We start from the raw sequence: 20,904 nt of genomic DNA on the forward strand, positions 1-20,904 counted from the left end.
ATGAACTTTAGAAATTGGATAGAGCACAAATGGTACGAATTTAAAGATACCGTGGAATTATATCACGGCACCTCTAGTGCCTTGCTTCCAATTATTAAAACGAATGGATTGGTGCCACCTGATGAGTGTTTAGAGTCATATGCTATTAAAATAATCAAATCATATGGAGTTGCCGCAAGCCCGCAATTAATGGAATGGATTCACAAATACGCAATTTCATCAAGAGCTAATGAACCAAACAACAAAATAGCTAACGTAATTTATTTAACTCCCAAATTCGAGAATGCAAAAAACTACGCAAAATCCACCCATAAATTTGGGGGAGAAATGGCGGCTGACATTTGGCGAGCTATCAATGTAATTGAAAGCAAAAAAAGAGGTTTGCCAAAAATGCAGGAAATTATACCTCCCATTTACAAAGAATCTCATCCTGTAGTATTAGAAGTAGAAATCCCATCTAAATGGATGAATACATATCATGATTTAGCACAACGATATAAAGATGCATTAGACTACTGGGCAACCTTGAAATCTAAGCCAGATGTTCACGATTTTATGGAGAAAGAATTTGGTCGCTTTGAAATAAGAGTAGAAGAGACTATTCCTGCGTCAATGATAAGAAAAATTCACGCAATAATGTCCTGAAATATCTTGTGATTCTCTGAATCTTTCCCTGGGATGGCAAACACTACGTTTTCAAACACTTTGTCAAATTCACCACCCTTCAAAAACACCTTAAATGTAGTAGCAATCATGGCGGGAGAATTATTAAATATTCCACATCCCCATGCTCCAAGAATTAAATGTTTGTGGTTGTGAACAGCGGCAATTTCAAGAATGCGACGAATACGATTCACAATCAGCAAAGTGTCTTTTGGCTCGGGATTAACCACCGCTGGCATGGAAATTACAGCTACCGAATAAGGATCAACAGGGTCTAATTGCTTGTCTTTATTCACCACCACATTAGAGCAATATATAGCATCTAGTCCATTGCGAGGAAGAGGATAGTATTTATGAATCTCAGGAATATCTAACAATTCTGGCAAATTGGAACGACGAAAAAGGTCTTCTTCTTGAGTGCGAATCGGCATACGCAAATTGCGAACTGATTCGTAGCCCCCACCAGGACGCTTATGAGAAGCAAAATTTAAACAACAAGCGTGGTCAAACTCAGCGGCTGTTGTGAATGTGTCATTATCAACAACTGAGAATTGTGTCTGCTCCACCACAGGAGATGGCACAAATGAGAACCCCTCTGAATATAATTGAATCATAATCTACCAATGTTCTTTGGTGTTTAATGTATGAATAAAATTTCCAATCTCCTGCAATACCTTTTCAGCATCATTACCTTCTGCCTCAAAAATTATTTCGCTGCCTGATTGAATGCCCATAGAAAGCATTTCCAACACAGAGCTAACATGTGCTCTTTCGCCATTATGTACAAGTATTACTTTAGCTGAAAATGGCTTAATTAACGCTGCCAACGCTGTGCATGGTCGAGCATGTAAGCCGCAAGGATATGTTAAAATAAGGGTTTTTGTCACTCTGTCCACCTATTATTTTGAGAATGATCTTCTTCTATCCACCTTTGGGCCTGTAAACAATCTCTTCTATAAGGACAATGCAAAGCACAATAACAAGCCCGATAGCCAGCATTAAATCCTGATGCGTATAGCTTTAGAAAATGCTCTTCGGCAAATTCCCACCCCACATCCTTGTGTTGCTCTTCAGATAAATACCATTTATCCTCCTCAATTGCATGTTGCATTATTTTAGCCTGGAGGATAAAAAAATCTTTGTTAGTACAAACTTGCTGCATGGCACCTCCTTGCAGATTATTTATACTTGTTATGCTGGTGTTTCCAGCCACAAATCCCCAGATTTTTCTATTGCCAAATCTTCATAGGGTGCAGTTCTTCTTCTATACATTTCGTCAATTACATCTGTAAAAACGCCAAGAAAGAAAATGCACTCTTCTGGGGTGTAAAATTCTCGCTGACTCATCACCGCTCGCCACAATGCTCCCTTTATAAAAGATCGCATACAATATCTCGCCGGGGGTCTACCTGGAGCATCACCTGTTAGTCCCCAACACAAACTGGATAGGCTATAATTCAAGTCACCAGCCATATCCTCTTTGTTGGCTGGAAGGGTTCTTGCTAATTCAGTGGCATATTCTTTTAGCTTTGCTCCCATTCCAGTTATAGTGGTATTAGGAAACTTCGGGTCAGCCAATCTTTTTATTTCACGTACTAAACTGCTTGAAAAAGTGGCAACCAAAGTGGCTTGTATCATTGGTGATTCATTACTGGGAATTAGCCCCATCACCTTTGCAATTATTGCATCGTACTTCGATCTATTTTCGTTCTTGATGTATGGCATTTTTATTCCTTATGTTTTACTTGCGATTATAGACTGCACTTTTTCTTGTTGTGCGTTTTTTACGACTTCCCGCTCTTCCATTCTTTGTTCTAAAATATCACCCATTATGGCACTATTGCGTATATATTCCGAAGCTCTTTGTAGAGTTTGATAATCCTCAGCGAAATAAGAAAGACCAAAATTACACCTAAAGCACAACAGCCCTCTAATTTTTCCACAGTTATGATCGTGATCTACATGTAATCGCTTGCCTTCCTTAGGCGGCTTACCACAAATAGCACACCCACCGCCTTGTTGCTCAAGCATAAAACTATAATCATCTATAGTCAACCCATACTGTCTGAGTTTTTTGATATGGTTGTAGTCTTTGTCTTTTTTGGCTACCCACTCTTTTTGAACTTGCTTCTTGCGTTGCTTGTTTTTTTTGGTCCACTCTACACAATTATCCTTCTGTTTCTTTAAATACTCTGGATTATTTTGCTTAAGCCATTTGTCATAACAACTCTTGCACAACCCTCTTGCCCAAACTGGCCTATCGCTATGCACAGAACACATTTTACTGGCTTTTATATCTTGCTTCAATCCACCCTGTTTGTTTTTAATTTTCTTTAACACAACTTCCCTTCTGCCAATTGTTTGCCTTATGTATTATATAGTAATTGGCAGAAATATTTTTTCATCTATTTTTCAAAATATTTGGAAGATTGTCTAGTTCTTTTGGCAAAATGCCCGCATTTATCATCTCTTGAGTTTCTAATAAACAGCAAGCGTTCCAAATCACCGCACTCAGGTGATCTTCGTCTTGTAGTCCTGCTGTAAATTTAAATGCGTGCCGAAGCATAGAATCCAAATACCTGCTCAGGGGAATACCCTTTGCCCAATTTGAATCTCCATATTTCCTAGCCCCGTTTTCAAAATGTTGTGCCAGTCGGGTAATCGCATAATATGGCAACAAATCAAACCTTCCCTTGCCATCTTGGGTGTCCCTAACAGCCCCGGTGCCAAACTCTTGTCTAGCCCCTGAATCCATTACCTTGTCGAATTTAGTTGGTGTCTCGCTCATGTTAAACCTCACTTGTAATCTCTACATACTATACTATAATGTGATGCAGAGGTCAATATGTTAAAAAAGAAAAAATTAAAACCAATTTGTAAAAATTGTAGTTTATTTGATCGAAACAACAGCATATGCAGAGTGGTTATTTTATCCGAAGGTGAACGCATCAACATTCCTGTTGACCCCGATGATAAGTGTTTTTTCAACAATAAGTTTACTGCTCTTGAAGAAAAAGCAGGGAAAATTGTTGAAGAACAATTTAAGCCAGAAATTGAACAAGTCCGATGGTGGGTAGAAGACCCAGAAACTGGACAACAAACTAAGGGAAACGGCGTTGTAAAAATGCAATATCCAAAAAACTTTTTCTCTCCCGAGGATAAAGATGTTCGAAAAAATTAAATACAAATACTGGGAAATAGTGCCGTATGATTGGCGACCTTGGCAAATGTGGTATCGCTTCAAGTCCTTTATTTGGACTCGCCCCACAGTTATCAAGCCTCGCTATTTACCTTATACTTGGTGCGACAGAATGGAAATGCTGCCCCATATGATGTTTGAGATATTATCTCAATTCATTGAACAAGAGTGCTCGCCTGGGCATGTGGATTGGGAAGCTTCCGATCACAAGATTCGTGTGGTAAAAGACGATTCTATTGATCCCGGTAGCGGCCTTCCATTGGACCCCGGCAAAATGGTCAATGTTCGTGACGAAATGCAGGAACTTTATGATTGGTGGCATAATGTTTATATGAAAGAATATAAAGAGGTAGAAGAAATTCTTTGGGCAGAAGCCAGAAAACACGAGCCAATTGACCGATGGGAAGAAGACGATGATAAAAAAATGGCTGGACTCTACGGCGAAACCCTTTATAAATGGGAGCAAAATTTTAAAACCACCGAAGATGAAGAAATTTATCACGATTGTTTAATGGCACTCAACAAATTAGAAGCCAATCAACACAAAGCATTATTAGCAAGGATGCACAGAATAGTCAATCTGACTGGTTATTTGTGGACGTAATATCTATATACTTCTATGAGTTTTAGACAATTTGTAGAAGATGCTGCGGCTTGGGATGCTTTTCAAGACGTTTTCTTTGTTGGAGAATACGAAGGGCAAGCAAGTGATTTCTATTGCTGGCTTCGCCAACGCTGGAGTGCCAATCAATCCCCTCAAGATTATGATTACAAAGGATTGGAAAGATTGTTTGCTGATTGGAAAAAAAGCACAGTTCGTGGTGCATGGTGTGCAAAAATGGATCGAAGTCGAGATCGCAAACGAAGAAAAGACTTCGGCCCAGGCAAATATTGGGCACCTACATCAGCAGGTGTCTTCCTAAATAAAAACTTTGTAAAAGGATGGAGAGGTATCAATCCAGCAAACCCATGAAATTCAAACAATGGCTTGAATCCATATACTATCACGGCACCACACCCGAAAACGCCGAATCTATCCTAAAAAATGGCATCGACCCAGATCGCTATAAAAGCGGGATGTTCAGAGGATTCTACCTTACACCAAACCCAACTTACTTCAATGGCTTTAGCGGGCCAAAGAAAACAATTTTGGCCATAGAAATTGATGACTCGCAAATACTCGATGTAGAAAGCGTCAAGGATGAGGATTTGCTGCCAATTGATCCTCACTTCAAAATGATGAGCCCAATGTATAAAAATACTATGATTATGAAGTTGGCTCTTGAAAAAGGATATTCTGGCGTCAAAAACGGAAAAGAAGTTGTTCTTTTTACTGACAGAGCAATCCGCTCTATTCGACCCATAAATTCCAGTCATTCAAAGTAGTCCGCATTTCACGGGCATGTTTCATGCACAAAAAATTTGAAGTGCTGCGGCTACCACTTCCAGTTTCTATCTTTAAAACCGTGGTGCCCTTAGGCAAAGCAGATTCCTTTACTCCCTTCTCATGCTTTTTGACAGAATAAGGTGGAGTATTAATTTCATCATAACACATCGGGCAATAAGCATTATTGCCTTTAACAACCGTTAGTTCATATTTCATTTTAGCCCCATTGACATTAATCTAGCTTGATTACATATCGATTCAATATTGGCTCGGCTCATCTTCAAAATTGCCTGAACCCTGTCAACATCACGAGAAACGTCATTATAATTTCTAAATCCAGCCTGCCATAATTTCTCTGCTCTGACCTTACCGACATTATTCAACTCACAGAATGGAACCAAATGAGCAGCCACACCATATTGCATCCTTTTCTGTAATGCGTTTAGGCAACCTTGTTTTCCCCATTTGCCAGACATTTGATCGATCATTTGAATCACTGTTGACAATCGAGGGAAATCAAACTGCAAATTACGAGCAGTTCCAGTGAACACCCCCAGCGGCAGTCCATTCATCAAACAAAAATAGCAATACGCCCCTTTCCAGACCGTATCTTGAAATTGCTTTCCAAATATCTTCTCAGCAATTTTTGCTTTGTTCATCCAGACTGCCATTTCATCTTTTTCAGCCCGACTCACAATACCCATCCGAATAGAGTCAACATTACCCAATGCTACAGCCATCGCTATGTCATTGTCTTCTGCGTTTGTTGCAAATAAAGTATTGAAATTACTGCGAAGGTCGGCCACATCGAATGGTGAATAATAGAACATGGAGGAAACCATGCCAATAGAAGTGCATTTGTATTCTCCATCTACTTCTTTAATTGCTCCAAATTTCAACAACAAATTCAAAGTAGACTCTATAATCTTTTCATCCAAACCATGCGTCTGAAAATTGGCCAAACTCCTCTTGTACCAAAGAGTTACATCATCCTTTGTTTTAATGCCACCGTGATGAATCTCCGATACCAAATGAAAAGCCAAGGTTTTATAATGAGGATCAGTAGGCGTTCCTACATAATCCAATAGTCTAGAAACCACCTTGTAATTTTTGGTAAGCCGATTCATATGATATTGGCATTCAGAATGTTCTGAGGGGAGCAAAATGTAACAATCCCCACGATCATCATATCCTGGCCTTCCGCTTCTTCCTGCCATTTGCCAAATATCATAAGGCTGAACCTCATCCAACCCTCGATGCACCCCAACAATAATTACTCGACGTGCCGGTGTATTACATCCCCAAGCAAGAGTTGAAGTCGCAATCAGAATTTGAAAATCTTTGTTTGTTTTAAATTCATTCTCAAACTTATGTCTATCCTCCATAAGTAAATCAGCGTTATGAAACTGAACAGGAAATCCCGACTTCTCTAGGGCGGTTTTCATCAACTGTCCGGTTCGCTTTGTGTGTGTAAAAATTAAAAATTTGTCATCAGGATGAGTTTCAACAATTTCCAGTGCTGCATTAACCTTCTCCTCCTCTGTTGACTCATATCTTCTTGTTTTTTCATAAGTTGTATAATGCACACCCAAAGGGATGGGTCGATAATCAGATTCAATCAAATATGTTTCTTTGCCAGTGAGAATATATGAAATCCATTCAGCCACTTGGATGGCATTAGGAATCGTAGCAGACAAAGCAACTATTCTTGCATCTGGATTTATCTCGCAAAACTTCATTAAACCAACTTCAAGATGATCTCCTCGGCCAGGAACCGTGAGCAGGTGTGCTTCGTCAAGAATTAGCACCTTAATAGACTTCAACCACTCATTATGCTCAGAGGCATAATTGCGGATTCGACTATTCATCATTTCTGGTGTTAAAATAATGATATCGGCTTCGTCTAATTCCTTTTTTCGTTGCGGGGTCAGTCGATAATCCCCAGTACAGATACTTACCTTTAAGTCAGCAAAATGATGGTCTGCATCTCCCCAGTCGTCCGTCTTTTCTTTAGCCAAAGCTTTCATGGGTGCCAAATAGGCAATCTTACCACCATGCTTTCTGATTTCATAAGAAGCAATAATTTCCGCACAAACAGTTTTGCCACTAGCGGTTGTGGATGCAACCACTACGTTGGCTTGTTTGTCGTAAATCTCATAGATTCTTGATTGAACAGGGTTGAACTTATCAAAAGGAAACTTGCCATATAGGAAGTCCTTTGGATTTACTAATTCATTTTGATCGCTCAGTTTAATTACAGGTGGCATTAAATCTCTTTATCTATTGATTGTAGTTGTGGCAAGAAATCATTCTACCACGATATATAACTTTGTCAATGAGAACATTCTTCGAATCCATTCAAAAACGTGTGCATCTTCGCTTTGTGGCTACCACTGGTCCTGAGCATGCTCAGGGCCTAATGCACCAAGAGCCATTAAAACATAACGAAGGTGCCCTTTTTGTTTATGAAGCCCCGTCAAAATCAAAATTTTGGAACAAGAACGTAAACTTTCCCATAGAAATTGGTTTCTTTGATATCAATAAAAAATTAGTTGATATTCGACAATTACAAGCCAATCAAACACAAGAAATTGGCTGCAAACAAGAGTTTGTTTATGCTTTGGAAGTTTCTACCGGATTTTTTTCACAAAAAGATATTGGCAAATCATTGGATGACTTCATACTAAGCTAAAGTATGCTACATTTATCCCAGCTTTTTGACCCAAGCATAAGAGCAAAAGCAATAGAGGCATTAAATTACATTGCTACCCAATAAAGAATTTCCTGAGCCCTAGAGGCAGCAGTATAAGCCCACCTAACGTGATCCCACTGTCCACCCCGTTGTTCAAAAACCATAACTGAAGGCCATTCTGAGCCTTGGGCTTTGTGTGCTGTAACAGCATTGCAAAAATCAAATGGATCAGGATCGTCTTTGTTGCCTTGAAGTTCATATTTTTCCACATTGAAATTCGAAGGATCAAAAATCACATCAAAAAGCGTGCCTTCATCACTTCTAAAATGCATCCGATTTTTCTTTGTATAAAGAAACTTACAATCACCCTGCATGCCGTTAAATAATCCAATTTTTCGATTATTGCGAAGACACATTACTCGATCACCAACCAGTGGATAATCTCCAGTAAATCCCTTTAACCCTCTTGTCTTTTTATTTAATTGCACTCTGGTTTTATTGAATGCACAAATAATTTGATCCACTTTTGTAAGGTATGCATCAGCTTGAAAACGACTAAGAAACCGCACTTTGCCTTCAAACGATGGTCGGAATGCAGCAGGTCGATAACCATTTCTGATGAATTCGCAGAAGCGAGCAATCTCACCAGCATTACGATGAATAGTTTCTAACACAAAATCGGGCTTGGCCATAAGGTTGATATCCTTGCCCACTGGCTCCAATTGCCCGTGGTCGCCCACAAAAATAATAGGAATATGGAAGCTTACCAAATCTTCATATAAATCCCTACTAATCATAGATGCTTCATCTACAATAATACCAGAAGCATCTAAAGAAGGCACTCTGGCAAAGATTGGATTGCCGTGATGGTCACGCATCAAATGCCCTTCATCATCTACCATTGGATGGTAAATAAGGCTGTGAATTGTGCTGGCTGGAACTCCTTTTTGCCTCAAAACACTGGCTGCTTTGCCGGTAAAAGCACACACGGCAAAATGAGGCAGTGTTTTGACCAATTGAGAAATAAGTGTCGTTTTGCCAGTTCCAGCATACCCGCCCAATGTTTGAACAGGCTTCTTAAATTGTATGAGATTGGCGATAATATTTTTTTGTTCTTGTGTTAAATTCAATTTTTACCCCTTCGTTGATAGCCACAGCACACAAATAACATATGGCCAAAGTGCTGCGATGTATACCTTTTCTTTAAAGGTCATATGCTGCTCGCTTGCGGCAAAAACCAACAGCCCCGCAAAACCCAGAAACCATATTCCAAACACAATTGCCAAAATTGTCCAAAGCATACCTCTTCTCCTTCAAAAAAAACAGGGCGAGGAAAATGCCTCCCCACCCTATCTATACCCAATAGTGGTCATTACAGTTGGGTATCACACAATTTATTCTTAGCATCCTGCTCTTATCTTCTTCTGGGCTTTTCTTGGTCTCTTCGACCATACTCTCTCATAACTGCCTCTTCGACCTGATCCATCATTTCATAAAAATCCTCAGCATTAGTTGCTTTAAGCAACCAACGATCTACTTCTTTGTCTTGAGCCAGAATATTGCATACTGCGGCTTTGTCGCCCTCCAAATCTTGTCGTATACGGTTTCGCAACTCAAACAAAGTATCATCGGAAAGTCGTCGCACATACTCTGATACTACATTAGATTTCATCAAACCACCTCATGAAAATAGATAAACAAAATTTTGAAAAATTGGGAATAAAAAATTGGTCTTCATTTATTGATCCCAGACAACTATTCGCTCATCTTGCAATACTTGCTGATGAGCAACTAAGCATAAAAGGAAAAGTAACATCTATCCGCATCACCCGTTTTGAACTTTCATTAAAGGGTATTATCATCTGGATAGAGTATATTGTAAATTATAATGCGGCTTCTGTCAATATAATTAGTGAATTTTTATTGGTAAATGATGAACTAATTCATCAGACAACAGCAAAAATGTGATTGTCTGCATTTTCATCATCAAAAAACACACGATTTCTACCAAATTGTAACTCCATGTTATAGTCATCCATCGACATAACCCTATCATCTTGGGAGGCAACCACGTAGCAATAATCATCGGTTTTTTGTATGCCATGTTTGTTTTCTTTGGTGATGCCTACTTCTAATTTCACTCCGCTCGGCAAGGTAAATTCAACTTGCCCCTCTTTTAACAGATACGTGATTAAAAGGTGCTGAAGTTTGTCTTTCTTTGTCATTTTGTACCTCCCTTTTGGTATACAGTATTTACACATAATACCAATCAAGAAAGGTTATTAATTACAAAATTTGGTAATTAAAAGCGTGTCCGATCATTCCTAAGCCACCAGCACCAACTATTATAGCGATTATTGGCTCAACTCCCCAAAAATGCCAGCCAGCCACGGCAGCACCGACAATAATAAATCCTACAATCGCCTCTAAAACTTTTAAAACTATATTGTGCATGATATTAGTGGAAGTCCACTTCTCCAGGTTTTACGAATTGAAACTCAAAACCATTATATTCCCGAGAATGCGTTTTCATGGGATGCATCCAAGGCATCGGGCGACCAGTGCCATCTGTACAAATGGCCCAACACCAATACATTTTTCCCCTAATGGCTTGCTCAATCAATGATAAATGGCTGGACCCTAAAAATTTCTGGCCTATTTTTGCCACAACAGGGAATGGTAAAAAAGGAATGTTTTCACCACTCATTTGACAAGTCTCAACAAAGTGGGTGTCATAGTCCATTTTATTGAAATGTACCCTGACCGTGTAGCCATCGACCTCTGTTAAAATAGTTTTAAATAAACCAATATAATCCTCAAGTGCAGGGTCATTCTTTGGATAATTATATGGGATCAAATGATCTCCCATCATTCTCAGCGTATCTATGGCGTCATCTAGCTTCTTCATACACTATATATCCAGCCGTAATTCTGAAATAATATCCTGCACCTGTTTTGCAGCAAATCCCCTGCTTTCCATATTCCAAAATCCTGTACCTTTGCCGATTCGAAGCTTTAGATTCTTTAAAAACCACCTTCGTACACTGATTAAATCTTCTGACAATTCGTAGTCGCCCATGAACCCCAAAAGCTCCATTACTTGCCGAGGATCATCCCACAATAAACCAGACCACAAATTAGCATAGTTATTGAATAATTGCTTCTTCTTGGCCATCTCCACAAAATGCATTACTAAAATAATCCAATTTCTACCTATCTCTGTGCATCGGCAGCCCTCATTGCCCATAATTCTAAATTCAATTGTTGGCCTATTATTCTTCATCTTGTGATAAGTATTGATGGTCATATACTTGTGCGTGCCTAACAACCGTTCTAAAACATCGCCAGATTCCAGCATCGGCCCAATCAAATTGCTGGCACCAATGCATTGAAAATAACGACTCTTTTTACGATAAGCAGGAAGAGCATCAATGAAAACAGGCTCGGCTTTAATCCAACATCCTAAAATAGAGGCTATCTCTCGACGGCTGCAATCGGAGACATTTACATGAACATGTAACGAACAACGATGATCTATGGGAATTCTATCATCGTGATTTAACACATCTAATACATCACAAATTTTATTGAGTCCATATCTGCCATTGCTTACAGGCGAACAAATCTCAATGCCACAACTTCTATCTGACTTTAAAACCCATTGATTGTTATTGTGAGTATAATGCCATGTCTTAATGGCAACCGGCTCTTTTAACAATCTTGACATACTTTCGCCTATATAATCGATACCCTCAGGGATTTCTCCGTCAGATAATGGATAATTGATAAAATCTCTGCTGTCTAAAGCATTGACCTCAATTTCCACACCGAATCTTCGATGGCAATTTTCGAATGACAAATGTGTAGTATCCATATCTTTACTTTACCATTATTTTCTAAAAAAATCAATCTAAATAATGTATGAATATAGTCACCATTATTAACGTACATACAGACCCAGAATTAGTACAACACACAATTGGATCAGTAAAAAAATGGGTTACAGATAAAATTGTAGTAGTAGTAGACCAAAGAAACTGGGATGCGTTTAAAAATTTTCCATTTCAAAACATTGATCTTATCAAAGGGGCTTTCAATGCACCCCCTTATAAAAACATTGCCATTGGCATGAACTATGCTTATGCTAAATACCCAAATGCAGATTGGTACAATTATATTGAATATGATGTTTTGTATTTAAATGATTTTTTTAAAGAAGATTTGATAAAAAGGTCCAATTGTGCCAATTTAGGATTTTGTCATTGTATTGCTGGTTGTCAAACTGATGGCGATCTTCCGAGAAAAATTCTCAACAAACCAGAATTACAAGCTGAATATATGCTGGGTGCGGTTAATTTTTATTCTAATAATTGTGTTCAACAATTGATGAGTTTTGATTTTTTTAACGAAGTATTAAATCAAACAAACAATGGTTATAACTTTCCAAATTTTGGACATGTTACAGTAGAAGAAATCATTTACCCAACAGCGGCTGGTGCTTTTGGTCCGGTAGACAACCTCACTGATTATGCAAATCCATTAAAAATATCAGGTTATGGAAGCACCTGTGAACGGTACGCAGTTCGTTATATACCGAATATAGAATTAGATGATGTTACCCCCTTGACTAGTATTATACACCCTTCCAAAAATCTAAATTGCCCAATAAGACAGCAGCATATTGATTTCTTGTGTTAATTTGATATAATTAAATAAACAGGAGACATACTATGTTTAAAGATTGTTTATTAATTACCACCAGTGATAATCGTAACCTATTTACACAAAAGCGTTATTTAAATCAATTGGTAGAATTTTCCAAAGTATTCGGAGCAGAAATAGCCATAGCAAAGGCAGATAACCCAGAAATTCTATCATTAGAAGCCTTGGCACCTGCCCTTTGCGATTCTGGTTATAATTCAACCGCACCATTTGAAATACTTGAATACAAACTGCCAAAAATTGCAATCAAACAACGGTTTATTAAAATAGCCTCTCAAATTAAACAACATATACGAGAAGCTCTGCTAAGAGGCGAAACAGTAGAATTACAAAACATTATGCAACAGTTTCATAAATTCAAATTAACTACCGCATGTTTCTGTAACCATTTTTCTAAAGTACGCCAAGAACTTGTGGCCGAAGGACATGTTATAGAAAAAATTGGTGGCGGCAAGTATAAAATAAAAAATGAACACGAATAAAAATACTCGTGTTCATTTTTTAATACATTCCTTCTATTCGTCGTCTTCGTCTTTATGACCAATCACTGCATTCAAGATATCCTCTTGATCGGTTGGCTCTTCTTCAATTGAATCTCCATTGCTGATTTGCAAAGCGGATTCAAAATGGCTCAAATATTCCTTTACTTCTTCGGTGCTTGTCGCATCCACTAAAGCTGGACAATCCATCAGCAAGCTAATAGGAACATCGTTTCTTACCTTACTGGCCTTGAAGGTGACTGTGTTGCCACCAGCCCAAGGCTCACATACTTTGTAAGTGCCTTTGCCAGACATTTCAACACGACCCGCACCTATCAAAATTGTCAGTAAACCGCCAACAGGGTTAATGCCACCATCAAAGTAAATTTGAATACCTTCGGTCGATAGGAACGGTCTATGAGTTCGGTTCTTCTCATTCCTAACCGTTAAATTAACTCCTATCACCACCTTGGTTTTCTTTTGCACAATCTTCTTTCTGGCGGCTAAGGCCAATCGGCAACTAGCATAATATTTCAATGCTTCGCCACCACCAGCCTGAGTTTTGGAAGGACCGTACATCACACCAATCTTTGACCGCTCTTGATTGACAACATACATAGTTGCATTGTTGTCATCAATAAATGGGCAAAGTTGTCGCAACACTTTTCCTGATGCTTTGGCTCTTTCACCAGGACGCTCATTACCGCCCGCTTCCTTGACCTGTTCTTTAGTGGGTTTATCGGGCAAATTAATTTCATTCCATTCTCGATCCGTCATGGCCACACCGATTGAGTCCCACACATAAAGAATTGGTTCATCGGGGCGTGCTTTACGAATCACTCTGGTAGTCTTTAATACATTTCTGCCGAATTCTTCAATCGTTGGCGGATAATGTGTAACCATTTGACTGGAGTCTAAATGTCCGCATGATTCAGCGAATTCAGCATTTCCTGCACGCTCTGCATCTTCGTAAATGCCAATTCCGCCTAAGCGTTGAACACCACCTAAGCAACAAAAACCCACAAGAGATTTGGCCGCTGCTTCTGGTCCGTAGACTTCAATGATTTTCCCGCCAGGAATACCACCAGTAATAAATTTGCCAGAACAAATATAATTTAATGCAAAGTTGCCTGTATCGATGTAATAATTGACTTTGCCGGAATCTTTGAACACTTCGCCACCTGTTGCGGTAGCTAACATACTAAAAAAATCTTCTGCTTTCTTTTTTGCCATAATTTTTACCTTTATATATATTTTCAGACTAAGCTGATATGAATAATGAAAAATAGCTCAAGCATCATTCGTTGATGCTTGAGCTATAAAGATTACCGATTAGAGGTTTTCCAAACCAGCAGCAAATTCGTCGTCAGCAAGCTGTTGATCGCCGCCACCGACAGTTACAGGCATCTCAGGCTCTTCAGTCGTTACAGTTGGTTTGGCAACGGCTGTAGTTCCTACAGTAGTGGTTGCGGTTGCATTAGCAAATTCTCTAACGTCGAAACCAACCGAATTGTCCTTTTCCATTCCGAAATGGACTCTCAAATTGAAAAGCAACTCTTCGTAAGGCAATAGCTTACGCAAATCACAGAGATTGTGCAACGATGCAGCCCATTTTGCAACCTCTTCAGGAGTTCCTGCCACGGATGGTTCCTCGAATTTGCTCTTCACATAATCCGGGTATTCTCCGTCCGGTCCCTTTTTGATGTTTTTGACCACACGGAAATCCATGCCATTTTGTGGGTCTGTAACATCGCATGATTCTGAGAGTTTCTCAATGATGATCTCATGTAATGTCTTGCCACAACCAAAAATCTTGGGGCCAACATTGGTGAGCATCGCACCAGTTTCTTGATCTTGCTCTTGTCGAACGATTACGTTGTAGTAATAGCGTTCAATAGGCTTAATCGCACGGGCAACAGCTTTGTCATGCTCTTGCTCTTCGGGTGACTTGTTTTTCAAAGTCTTCCAAAGTAGTGAGTAATACTCACAAATTGGGCAAGGACCACGCCAATAACCATCATCACCCAATTCTCTCGGGCAATGAATGTTTTTGCCGTTTATCATGTGAATGCGTGTGCGAACGAAAACGCCACCGCTGACTGCATTGAATTTGGGGTTAGACAACAGTCTCAAGACTAGAACCCCTTTACCATCGGGCATTTTTACCAGATTTTGCCCAAATCCACCACCACTCGCAAGCCTCCCTGCCTCTTTCTTGATTCCTGAAAAATCCATAGCCATAGTTACACCTCGTTAAAAAAGTTAAAAAAGTTAAAAAAGTTAGAAAGTAAAAAGTTACAACGTAGTAAAGTTTTAATCGTTCTTCCTTATATATGAGTTATACGATAAATAATTCATAAAGTCAATACAATTTTTACAAATTATTTTCATCTTTTTTTGGGGCTATATTTATGTCCACCTGATTATATTCATCTTCTATTTGAATCCCATTCATAGCCTCAAGTGTTTGTTTTGTTTTCTCAATTAATGACATGCCCCCCGCTGCTTTTGTGGCTTTCTCTCCCATCGCTTGAATTTTATCCACCAATGTTAAATGTCCATCTGCCTCTAGGTCGGCATTGGTTTTCGATCTCCTCTCTTGCTCTTTTTTGTATTCTTCTTCTAGCTTGTGAAGAATTTCCATATTATGGGCCAAAGCCTTTTGTTTCCTTAATTGTTCTTTATATGGATTTATGATAGGCATAATTTTTTCGACAGACCCTGCTACATCTTTATCCAAGCTTTCATCATATTTCTTCTGTTTGCGTATTGCTTCTCGCCTACGCACAATCTTACCTTTGGCTTCTTTTTCTCGACGCTTCTTTTTTCGCTCTTGCAATTTTTTATTCATTATTTTCTCCGCAAAGTTGATAAATCTGGCATATCTGTTTTAACTTGATCTCCAAACGATAATGTTGGCTCAGGTCCATCACCACCCACATAAGCCGCACGGTCCTCTATAAATGCTCCATCCAAACGAGGCGGCACCACAAAGAATCTGTCACTTAATTCTCTTTGCACACCAGCATCGTCTGTTGTCATATACAACAACCCAAGCCTTGGGTCTATTCCTACTGGTTTTTCTTGAAGAATTGGATATCTTCTGCCCTTTGTAAACTTAAACCCTTTACTAAGCCCACCTAAAGTTCCTGGGGGTGGAACGCCGCCCTCTACAGGATCAAAAATCTCAAATCGTATTGGTCCTATTGGGGCGGGTTTGGAACCACCATTTTTACCTAATATTTGTTGTAATTTTGTTTTGTCCTTAGTGGTGATATTTTCTATTAAATCTAAAATATTAGGATTAGTATTCAGCAATCCCAACAACTTATCCTCAACATCTGATTCATCTGTGTCTTCTGTGCTGAATTTAACCGTGCCATCAAAACTAAACTTCCGTCCCTTAATCTTTATGCCATCCTCTGCCTCGATGTAATTGACTTTCTTTTTATAATATTCATAAACTTCAACGTCAGTCACTAAAATATTGCGGCGAGCTAATTGAGCAATAATCTTTCCGGCAACGTCTTCAAGTGGCGTATCTTCAAATGGCTTGCCACACTTGATTATCTTCTCTTTAGTTTCTTCCCGATTATATTCTCCCTTTACTTCAGTTTCTTCATGATACTTTAACAAAATTTCATAACTCATATTATTTCCTCAACAATGCCACTCCATATCGAGTGTCCACAAATACAGGTTTTCGATTAGCTATTTTGAAGAAGTCAGGCAACACCTGCTTACAATCTCCACCATACTTAGCATGATCTATTAGCAAAAGACCATCATATGCCAAATGATTCCAAGCTGTATCGAGAACGCTACGGTAATCATCTAAAGCATAATCATCATCATTTATTATAACGAAATCAAATTCACCTGCCAAGTCCAAAATGTCATTTATAAAAGTAAATTTATTTTTATATACAGAAAAAATATTTCTACGACCTATTAAAAAACTATAAAACTCATCCTTGATGTGTTGATAAGCAGTGAACTCCTCGACAGTCTTACAACCCTGAAGAAAACAGCCACTAACAAACCCTAATCCAAACCCTATTTCTAAAAACCTTTTGGGCTGAATTCGTTTTCCCAAATAATAGAAAAAGGGAAAATACTTGGGATCAGACATAATTTGAGCAAATTTAGAACCTTCAGAGAGAAAGCAAAATCTGCTCATCAAAATTTTGGTAGGCAGAGTAATTGCTTTATTAATGTCTGCTTCTAATTCTTTGGCCAAATTCTCCATATAATCATTAGAGTTAGCTTATAAAAAAAGGCGTCCCCTAAAGTCAATAGTTAAAAACAAAGAGCCGACCCCTATCGCTCCAGTTGAAAAAATAGAACTTGGGATCGGCTCTCTTGCACGACACGCACTAACTATCAAATTAAAGGAGATATAAAAATGAACGACATAATTATCTCTCCTGCCTTGCTGAGACTTTTTTAGTCTCCCCATCCAGTCTTTAAGACCCATGTAGAATGGTTTTAGTGTTGCGATACGACATTTAACATGGTTAGCCGAAACCGCCACTTTTGAAACTGCATTTTCAAGGCACTTATATTTATGCTTTGTCTGATAAATTTTCTGCTCGATCCTTCTTGGACTCAGCTACCAGATACTCCATAAACACATAATTTTCCATTTCATCCAATGGTAATAAATACCAATCATCAGGCAAATAATTTTTCGTCTCTCCTGGCGTTATCTCTATTCCCTGATTATTGAGACTTTGTGTAATTACTATTGCTATATTTTCAGTATTCATAAACTAGATTGTTCGTCATTGCTCCAATTCTCATCCTTCTCTGCCTTCTCATCTTTGTGGGTGGCTCGCAATATATCCATTATTCTCTCATCAACCCCAGGATCAGCCTTAAACCGGATATCACTATTCAATTTTTCCATTTCACGTCTGATGTTGTGTCCAAAAGATATAGCATTTGCATGATTCATGTCCCATGCTCTCAAATGACCCTTTATCTTTTTAATAGCTAATGCAAGGTCTACAACATCGGGGTTAGACCTGCATCTGGCTTCTACATATTTCTCCGTGCCGCCCTCATCCTTGTATTCAATAAATAACAAGTGATACTTTTTGTCATGCAAAGATTCCAACTCAGCTAGCTTAGCCTGCAAATAAGCACATTGCGGACCTGCTTTTTGTAGGTAGATGTTGAGATTGGATTCATTAAATGCAAACAACTTGTCATCTAAAAAAACCTCAATACCACACACACTAATTTTTTCTTCTGCCATAATTATTCCTTCTTATTGTATTTTAAATAGTAATCTAATAGAAATTCGCCACAACTTGCTCCCACCCCTTTTCCAGGCGGTTCATAATATTCTACCCTTTGACCAAACCGCTCAATAATTTCCATAAATGCCTGCACATGGGGGCTGGCTTTATTATCAATAGTAGGACGCTCATTGTATTGCAACAACTTTATGGGAATATCTCGGCCAAACAACAACTCACATAATCTACGGGCATCTTGGGGCGAATCATTCACCCCTTCAATCAAAGTGTAATGAACCTCTACTTTGCTGCCCCTAGTCAATTTCGACATCATCTTCTGATAAAATTCCAAGGCGGCAATGGATGATTCTATTTCTAATGCCGCTGGCATCCATTCTTTACGTAATTTATTGTCCGTAAAGTGCAAAGATAGATGGATTTTTACATCTAAATGATAAAGTATGATTCCTTCAACCAAATTGAAAAACTTAAACCAATTACGTTTTGGAATAAGAGTGGCAACAGCAAATCGACAAGGGGCATACTTCTTTTTGGCAGAAAGCATCACACTCACAACACTATCATTTTCTAATGGTTCGCCACAACCCATAAAAGAAATCAACAACATCCGTCCACCAAGTTTTAAGTCTTGGTGAATAAATTCTATTTGCTCATTCATTTCACCCATATCCAAATAATTAACATGCACCTTGCCTTGACAATCCGTTGTATGACAGAATTTACATCCCAGATCACAAGACGTGTGCGTAGATACACAAATGATATCTTTGCCAGTATTGTTATCAATATAAGCAACCTCACTTATCAAACCACTTTCCAATTGAAAAACATATTTAATTGTCTTGTCAATTTTGGAATGTATTTTGTCAAGTAATTTCATTCTATGGGTTCCCCAGGATCACTTTTGAATTTTTTTTCGGCTTTTAATCTTTTCTTTTCATCAGTAATTTGTTGGAGTTGACTTCTCTTGTCTGTTGCTTTCTTTTGCAATTCTTCCAAATGCCGAGCAGTCACTTCCTTATTAGCCGACACTTCATTAATTCTCTTATCAAATTCTGCCTTGCTGATCTCTTGCATTCCTAAAGTACGATCTCTATCCATTTCTATCCAAAACTCAAAACGACATTCTCCAAAACGAGTTTTTACAACTGATACTCTTGCGACCTTGGCCTCATATTCTACCTTTCGCTGATTCAAACTCCACAAAGCATCTAGGGGACGTGTCTGGCCTTTAGCATCAGCCAAATTATCATCATCGATCAATTCTCCCATGTTTACCTTGCTGCGAGAATCTCCCGTAGCCTGCATGGCGGTTAACAAACATACTTTCTCTCGACTGGCAAACCCTTTTAATGCACGAATAATTAAAAATCGACTTTCATAGGTTTTCATACCGGCAAAATCTTTCATTTCGCCAATATAATCCACTATCACTAAATCAGGCACAAAACCACGCATTTGCAGTTGTTTGTAATAAGCCTGCATCGTGGCCACGTCCATCTCACCGCTGGGAAAGTGTTTGATAACCAGTCGGCGTGGGTCTTCATAATCCTTTGTATAATTCTGTAAAGATTGGAATACGATATCCTTGTTGGGAATCAAATTCTTGATACCGATTCCGTATCGATTGCCAGGATCAGCTAATTGGGCGTCAAATCGTTCAGCAACACGACTTTCATCCAATTCGGTAGAAATATACAAAACCTTCTTGCCACGATGAATGTTGGCAACCGCCGCCTTGATTAAGCAAAGGGATTTGCCAGAACCAGAGAGCCCAATCCATGACGCTATTTCGCCTCTCTGCATTCCGCCGCCTTGCATGGCGTTATCAATGGACTCAAAGCCGGAAGTGAAAATATCACCCTCGGCAATGCTTTTAATCATCTTGTCATAACGCTGTTCATATGTTTGAAAATATTCCTCTCCAATGTCAAAATCCCGATCTACCGACAAAGCATCCTGTAGCTTGGTTTGAATGATGCTCCACTTATCCTGGTGATTGTATTTCAATTCATCCATACAACTAAAGAACGCCGCCTTGATTGCTTGTTCTTTAGCAAAGTCTAATATTCTATCCCTTAAATAATCTCTATCTTCTACACCTGGAACGTAGTGTTCGTAGACATTGTTAATTTCGGCTCGCCAATGCATTTTTACATCGGCTGGCTTTTCCTTAATTCTGTCGGCTATGAATTGTTCTATAAACAATCGCTTGGGCAGAACTTTATATTGGTCAAAATACTTAAACAACCAATTGGCGACTTCTTTGTGAACTTCATTGGTAAAATAAAAAGGCTTTATTAAACCAAAGCTTTGGGTGAGAAACACCGCATCATTTAAAAGAAGAGAAAGAATTGTGCGTTGAAAATTCTCTTCCCACTGATATTGTACTTCAGCTTGAACATCGGGGTCATCAAACGCCCCCTCCTCATATTTGGAAACATCAATTTCAGGCATTCTATTCTTTCAAAGCTGGTTTGAGCGTTACTAAACGATCT

The 20,904-nt window shown here is 38.8% G+C and carries 33 protein-coding genes; 9 read left to right on the plus strand and 24 right to left on the minus strand.

Annotated features, from left to right (window positions below; genetic code table 11):
- A complete protein-coding gene (locus tag M0R80_02180; protein ID MCK9458435.1) occupies positions 1 to 645 on the plus strand; it encodes a hypothetical protein in 645 nt (214 codons plus the stop codon).
- On the opposite strand, the gene M0R80_02185 is transcribed toward M0R80_02180, so the two are convergent.
- The 6 genes from M0R80_02185 to M0R80_02210 all read right to left on the minus strand — a co-directional run bounded on the left by M0R80_02185 (position 627) and on the right by M0R80_02210 (position 3,451).
- Positions 627 to 1,277, minus strand: coding sequence for a TIGR02452 family protein (locus tag M0R80_02185; GenBank protein MCK9458436.1), 651 nt, complete (start codon positions 1,275 to 1,277; stop codon positions 627 to 629). The two genes, M0R80_02180 and M0R80_02185, sit on opposite strands and share 19 nt — an antisense overlap.
- A 3-nt stretch (positions 1,278 to 1,280) precedes the next feature.
- Entirely contained in the window at positions 1,281 to 1,550 is a 270-nt protein-coding gene (locus M0R80_02190; GenBank protein MCK9458437.1) for an HPr family phosphocarrier protein, read from the minus strand.
- Positions 1,547 to 1,825 carry a hypothetical protein gene (locus M0R80_02195; GenBank protein MCK9458438.1) on the minus strand — a complete coding sequence of 93 codons (279 nt, stop codon included), beginning with the start codon at positions 1,823 to 1,825 and terminating at the stop codon, positions 1,547 to 1,549. Before M0R80_02195 ends, M0R80_02190 begins: the two co-directional genes overlap by 4 nt.
- A gap of 29 nt (positions 1,826 to 1,854) precedes the next feature.
- On the minus strand, positions 1,855 to 2,388 hold the full coding sequence (locus tag M0R80_02200; protein ID MCK9458439.1) for a hypothetical protein: 534 nt from the start codon (positions 2,386 to 2,388) through the stop codon (positions 1,855 to 1,857).
- Between the two features lie 9 nt (positions 2,389 to 2,397).
- Positions 2,398 to 3,003, minus strand: a complete 606-nt coding sequence (locus M0R80_02205) for an endonuclease VII domain-containing protein (protein ID MCK9458440.1) — start codon at positions 3,001 to 3,003, stop codon at positions 2,398 to 2,400.
- Between the two features lie 61 nt (positions 3,004 to 3,064).
- The gene (locus M0R80_02210) at positions 3,065 to 3,451 is read right to left on the minus strand and encodes a DUF5664 domain-containing protein (protein ID MCK9458441.1); all 387 of its coding nucleotides are present in this window, start codon (positions 3,449 to 3,451) and stop codon (positions 3,065 to 3,067) included.
- A gap of 57 nt (positions 3,452 to 3,508) precedes the next feature.
- Between M0R80_02210 and M0R80_02215 the strand changes: the two genes are divergently transcribed.
- The 4 genes from M0R80_02215 to M0R80_02230 are packed head-to-tail and all read left to right on the plus strand — an operon-like array spanning position 3,509 to position 5,248.
- Positions 3,509 to 3,844 (plus strand): hypothetical protein, encoded by a 336-nt coding sequence (locus M0R80_02215; protein ID MCK9458442.1) that lies wholly within the window; start codon positions 3,509 to 3,511, stop codon positions 3,842 to 3,844.
- The gene (locus M0R80_02220; protein MCK9458443.1) at positions 3,828 to 4,466 is read left to right on the plus strand and encodes a hypothetical protein; all 639 of its coding nucleotides are present in this window, start codon (positions 3,828 to 3,830) and stop codon (positions 4,464 to 4,466) included. Before M0R80_02215 ends, M0R80_02220 begins: the two co-directional genes overlap by 17 nt.
- A gap of 15 nt (positions 4,467 to 4,481) precedes the next feature.
- The gene (locus tag M0R80_02225; GenBank protein ID MCK9458444.1) at positions 4,482 to 4,835 is read left to right on the plus strand and encodes a hypothetical protein; all 354 of its coding nucleotides are present in this window, start codon (positions 4,482 to 4,484) and stop codon (positions 4,833 to 4,835) included.
- Positions 4,832 to 5,248, plus strand: coding sequence for a hypothetical protein (locus M0R80_02230; protein MCK9458445.1), 417 nt, complete (start codon positions 4,832 to 4,834; stop codon positions 5,246 to 5,248). Before M0R80_02225 ends, M0R80_02230 begins: the two co-directional genes overlap by 4 nt.
- On the opposite strand, the gene M0R80_02235 is transcribed toward M0R80_02230, so the two are convergent.
- Complete coding sequence (locus tag M0R80_02235; protein MCK9458446.1) at positions 5,214 to 5,465, minus strand: hypothetical protein; 252 nt, start codon at positions 5,463 to 5,465, stop codon at positions 5,214 to 5,216. The two genes, M0R80_02230 and M0R80_02235, sit on opposite strands and share 35 nt — an antisense overlap.
- Positions 5,462 to 7,516: a DEAD/DEAH box helicase gene (locus M0R80_02240; GenBank protein MCK9458447.1), complete on the minus strand. Its 2,055-nt coding sequence runs from the start codon at positions 7,514 to 7,516 to the stop codon at positions 5,462 to 5,464. The genes M0R80_02235 and M0R80_02240 overlap by 4 nt, the downstream gene beginning before the upstream one ends.
- A 68-nt stretch (positions 7,517 to 7,584) precedes the next feature.
- Here M0R80_02240 and M0R80_02245 point away from each other — a divergent pair, with 68 nt between their 5' ends.
- Positions 7,585 to 7,941 (plus strand): DUF192 domain-containing protein, encoded by a 357-nt coding sequence (locus M0R80_02245; protein MCK9458448.1) that lies wholly within the window; start codon positions 7,585 to 7,587, stop codon positions 7,939 to 7,941.
- Positions 7,942 to 8,006: 65 nt separating this feature from the next.
- Here M0R80_02245 and M0R80_02250 read toward each other — a convergent pair whose 3' ends face one another.
- From M0R80_02250 to M0R80_02260, 3 genes are all read right to left on the minus strand, one after another.
- The gene (locus M0R80_02250; GenBank protein MCK9458449.1) at positions 8,007 to 9,071 is read right to left on the minus strand and encodes an AAA family ATPase; all 1,065 of its coding nucleotides are present in this window, start codon (positions 9,069 to 9,071) and stop codon (positions 8,007 to 8,009) included.
- 3 nt (positions 9,072 to 9,074) lie between these two features.
- Positions 9,075 to 9,242, minus strand: coding sequence for a hypothetical protein (locus M0R80_02255; GenBank protein ID MCK9458450.1), 168 nt, complete (start codon positions 9,240 to 9,242; stop codon positions 9,075 to 9,077).
- A gap of 113 nt (positions 9,243 to 9,355) precedes the next feature.
- A complete protein-coding gene (locus M0R80_02260) occupies positions 9,356 to 9,613 on the minus strand; it encodes a hypothetical protein (protein ID MCK9458451.1) in 258 nt (85 codons plus the stop codon).
- A gap of 11 nt (positions 9,614 to 9,624) precedes the next feature.
- Here M0R80_02260 and M0R80_02265 point away from each other — a divergent pair, with 11 nt between their 5' ends.
- Positions 9,625 to 9,909, plus strand: a complete 285-nt coding sequence (locus tag M0R80_02265; GenBank protein MCK9458452.1) for a hypothetical protein — start codon at positions 9,625 to 9,627, stop codon at positions 9,907 to 9,909.
- Here the strand turns inward: M0R80_02265 and M0R80_02270 are convergent.
- The 4 genes from M0R80_02270 to M0R80_02285 all read right to left on the minus strand — a co-directional run bounded on the left by M0R80_02270 (position 9,888) and on the right by M0R80_02285 (position 11,767).
- Complete coding sequence (locus M0R80_02270; GenBank protein ID MCK9458453.1) at positions 9,888 to 10,166, minus strand: hypothetical protein; 279 nt, start codon at positions 10,164 to 10,166, stop codon at positions 9,888 to 9,890. The two genes, M0R80_02265 and M0R80_02270, sit on opposite strands and share 22 nt — an antisense overlap.
- A 61-nt stretch (positions 10,167 to 10,227) precedes the next feature.
- Positions 10,228 to 10,395 (minus strand): hypothetical protein, encoded by a 168-nt coding sequence (locus tag M0R80_02275; GenBank protein MCK9458454.1) that lies wholly within the window; start codon positions 10,393 to 10,395, stop codon positions 10,228 to 10,230.
- A 4-nt stretch (positions 10,396 to 10,399) separates the two neighbouring features.
- Entirely contained in the window at positions 10,400 to 10,849 is a 450-nt protein-coding gene (locus M0R80_02280) for a hypothetical protein (protein MCK9458455.1), read from the minus strand.
- A gap of 3 nt (positions 10,850 to 10,852) precedes the next feature.
- Positions 10,853 to 11,767, minus strand: a complete 915-nt coding sequence (locus M0R80_02285; protein ID MCK9458456.1) for an amidoligase family protein — start codon at positions 11,765 to 11,767, stop codon at positions 10,853 to 10,855.
- 95 nt (positions 11,768 to 11,862) lie between these two features.
- Here M0R80_02285 and M0R80_02290 point away from each other — a divergent pair, with 95 nt between their 5' ends.
- Positions 11,863 to 12,639, plus strand: a complete 777-nt coding sequence (locus M0R80_02290; protein MCK9458457.1) for a hypothetical protein — start codon at positions 11,863 to 11,865, stop codon at positions 12,637 to 12,639.
- A 32-nt stretch (positions 12,640 to 12,671) separates the two neighbouring features.
- Positions 12,672 to 13,145: a hypothetical protein gene (locus M0R80_02295; GenBank protein ID MCK9458458.1), complete on the plus strand. Its 474-nt coding sequence runs from the start codon at positions 12,672 to 12,674 to the stop codon at positions 13,143 to 13,145.
- A gap of 33 nt (positions 13,146 to 13,178) precedes the next feature.
- On the opposite strand, the gene M0R80_02300 is transcribed toward M0R80_02295, so the two are convergent.
- The 9 genes from M0R80_02300 to M0R80_02340 form a co-directional block, all read right to left on the minus strand.
- Positions 13,179 to 14,375: a DNA recombination/repair protein RecA gene (locus M0R80_02300; GenBank protein MCK9458459.1), complete on the minus strand. Its 1,197-nt coding sequence runs from the start codon at positions 14,373 to 14,375 to the stop codon at positions 13,179 to 13,181.
- A 99-nt stretch (positions 14,376 to 14,474) separates the two neighbouring features.
- On the minus strand, positions 14,475 to 15,383 hold the full coding sequence (locus tag M0R80_02305; GenBank protein MCK9458460.1) for a hypothetical protein: 909 nt from the start codon (positions 15,381 to 15,383) through the stop codon (positions 14,475 to 14,477).
- A gap of 133 nt (positions 15,384 to 15,516) precedes the next feature.
- Positions 15,517 to 15,993, minus strand: a complete 477-nt coding sequence (locus M0R80_02310; GenBank protein MCK9458461.1) for a hypothetical protein — start codon at positions 15,991 to 15,993, stop codon at positions 15,517 to 15,519.
- Positions 15,993 to 16,793: a hypothetical protein gene (locus M0R80_02315; protein MCK9458462.1), complete on the minus strand. Its 801-nt coding sequence runs from the start codon at positions 16,791 to 16,793 to the stop codon at positions 15,993 to 15,995. Before M0R80_02315 ends, M0R80_02310 begins: the two co-directional genes overlap by 1 nt.
- 1 nt (position 16,794) lies before the next feature.
- Complete coding sequence (locus tag M0R80_02320; protein ID MCK9458463.1) at positions 16,795 to 17,391, minus strand: hypothetical protein; 597 nt, start codon at positions 17,389 to 17,391, stop codon at positions 16,795 to 16,797.
- A gap of 316 nt (positions 17,392 to 17,707) precedes the next feature.
- Positions 17,708 to 17,911: a hypothetical protein gene (locus M0R80_02325; GenBank protein MCK9458464.1), complete on the minus strand. Its 204-nt coding sequence runs from the start codon at positions 17,909 to 17,911 to the stop codon at positions 17,708 to 17,710.
- The gene (locus tag M0R80_02330; protein ID MCK9458465.1) at positions 17,908 to 18,402 is read right to left on the minus strand and encodes a hypothetical protein; all 495 of its coding nucleotides are present in this window, start codon (positions 18,400 to 18,402) and stop codon (positions 17,908 to 17,910) included. The genes M0R80_02325 and M0R80_02330 overlap by 4 nt, the downstream gene beginning before the upstream one ends.
- Before the next feature lie 2 nt (positions 18,403 to 18,404).
- Complete coding sequence (locus M0R80_02335; GenBank protein MCK9458466.1) at positions 18,405 to 19,286, minus strand: hypothetical protein; 882 nt, start codon at positions 19,284 to 19,286, stop codon at positions 18,405 to 18,407.
- Positions 19,283 to 20,863 carry a hypothetical protein gene (locus M0R80_02340; GenBank protein MCK9458467.1) on the minus strand — a complete coding sequence of 527 codons (1,581 nt, stop codon included), beginning with the start codon at positions 20,861 to 20,863 and terminating at the stop codon, positions 19,283 to 19,285. Before M0R80_02340 ends, M0R80_02335 begins: the two co-directional genes overlap by 4 nt.
- Positions 20,864 to 20,904 lie beyond the last annotated feature (41 nt).

Source organism: Pseudomonadota bacterium (assembly GCA_023229365.1).
Lineage (GTDB): Bacteria > Myxococcota_A > Polyangia > JAAYKL01 > JAAYKL01 > JALNZK01.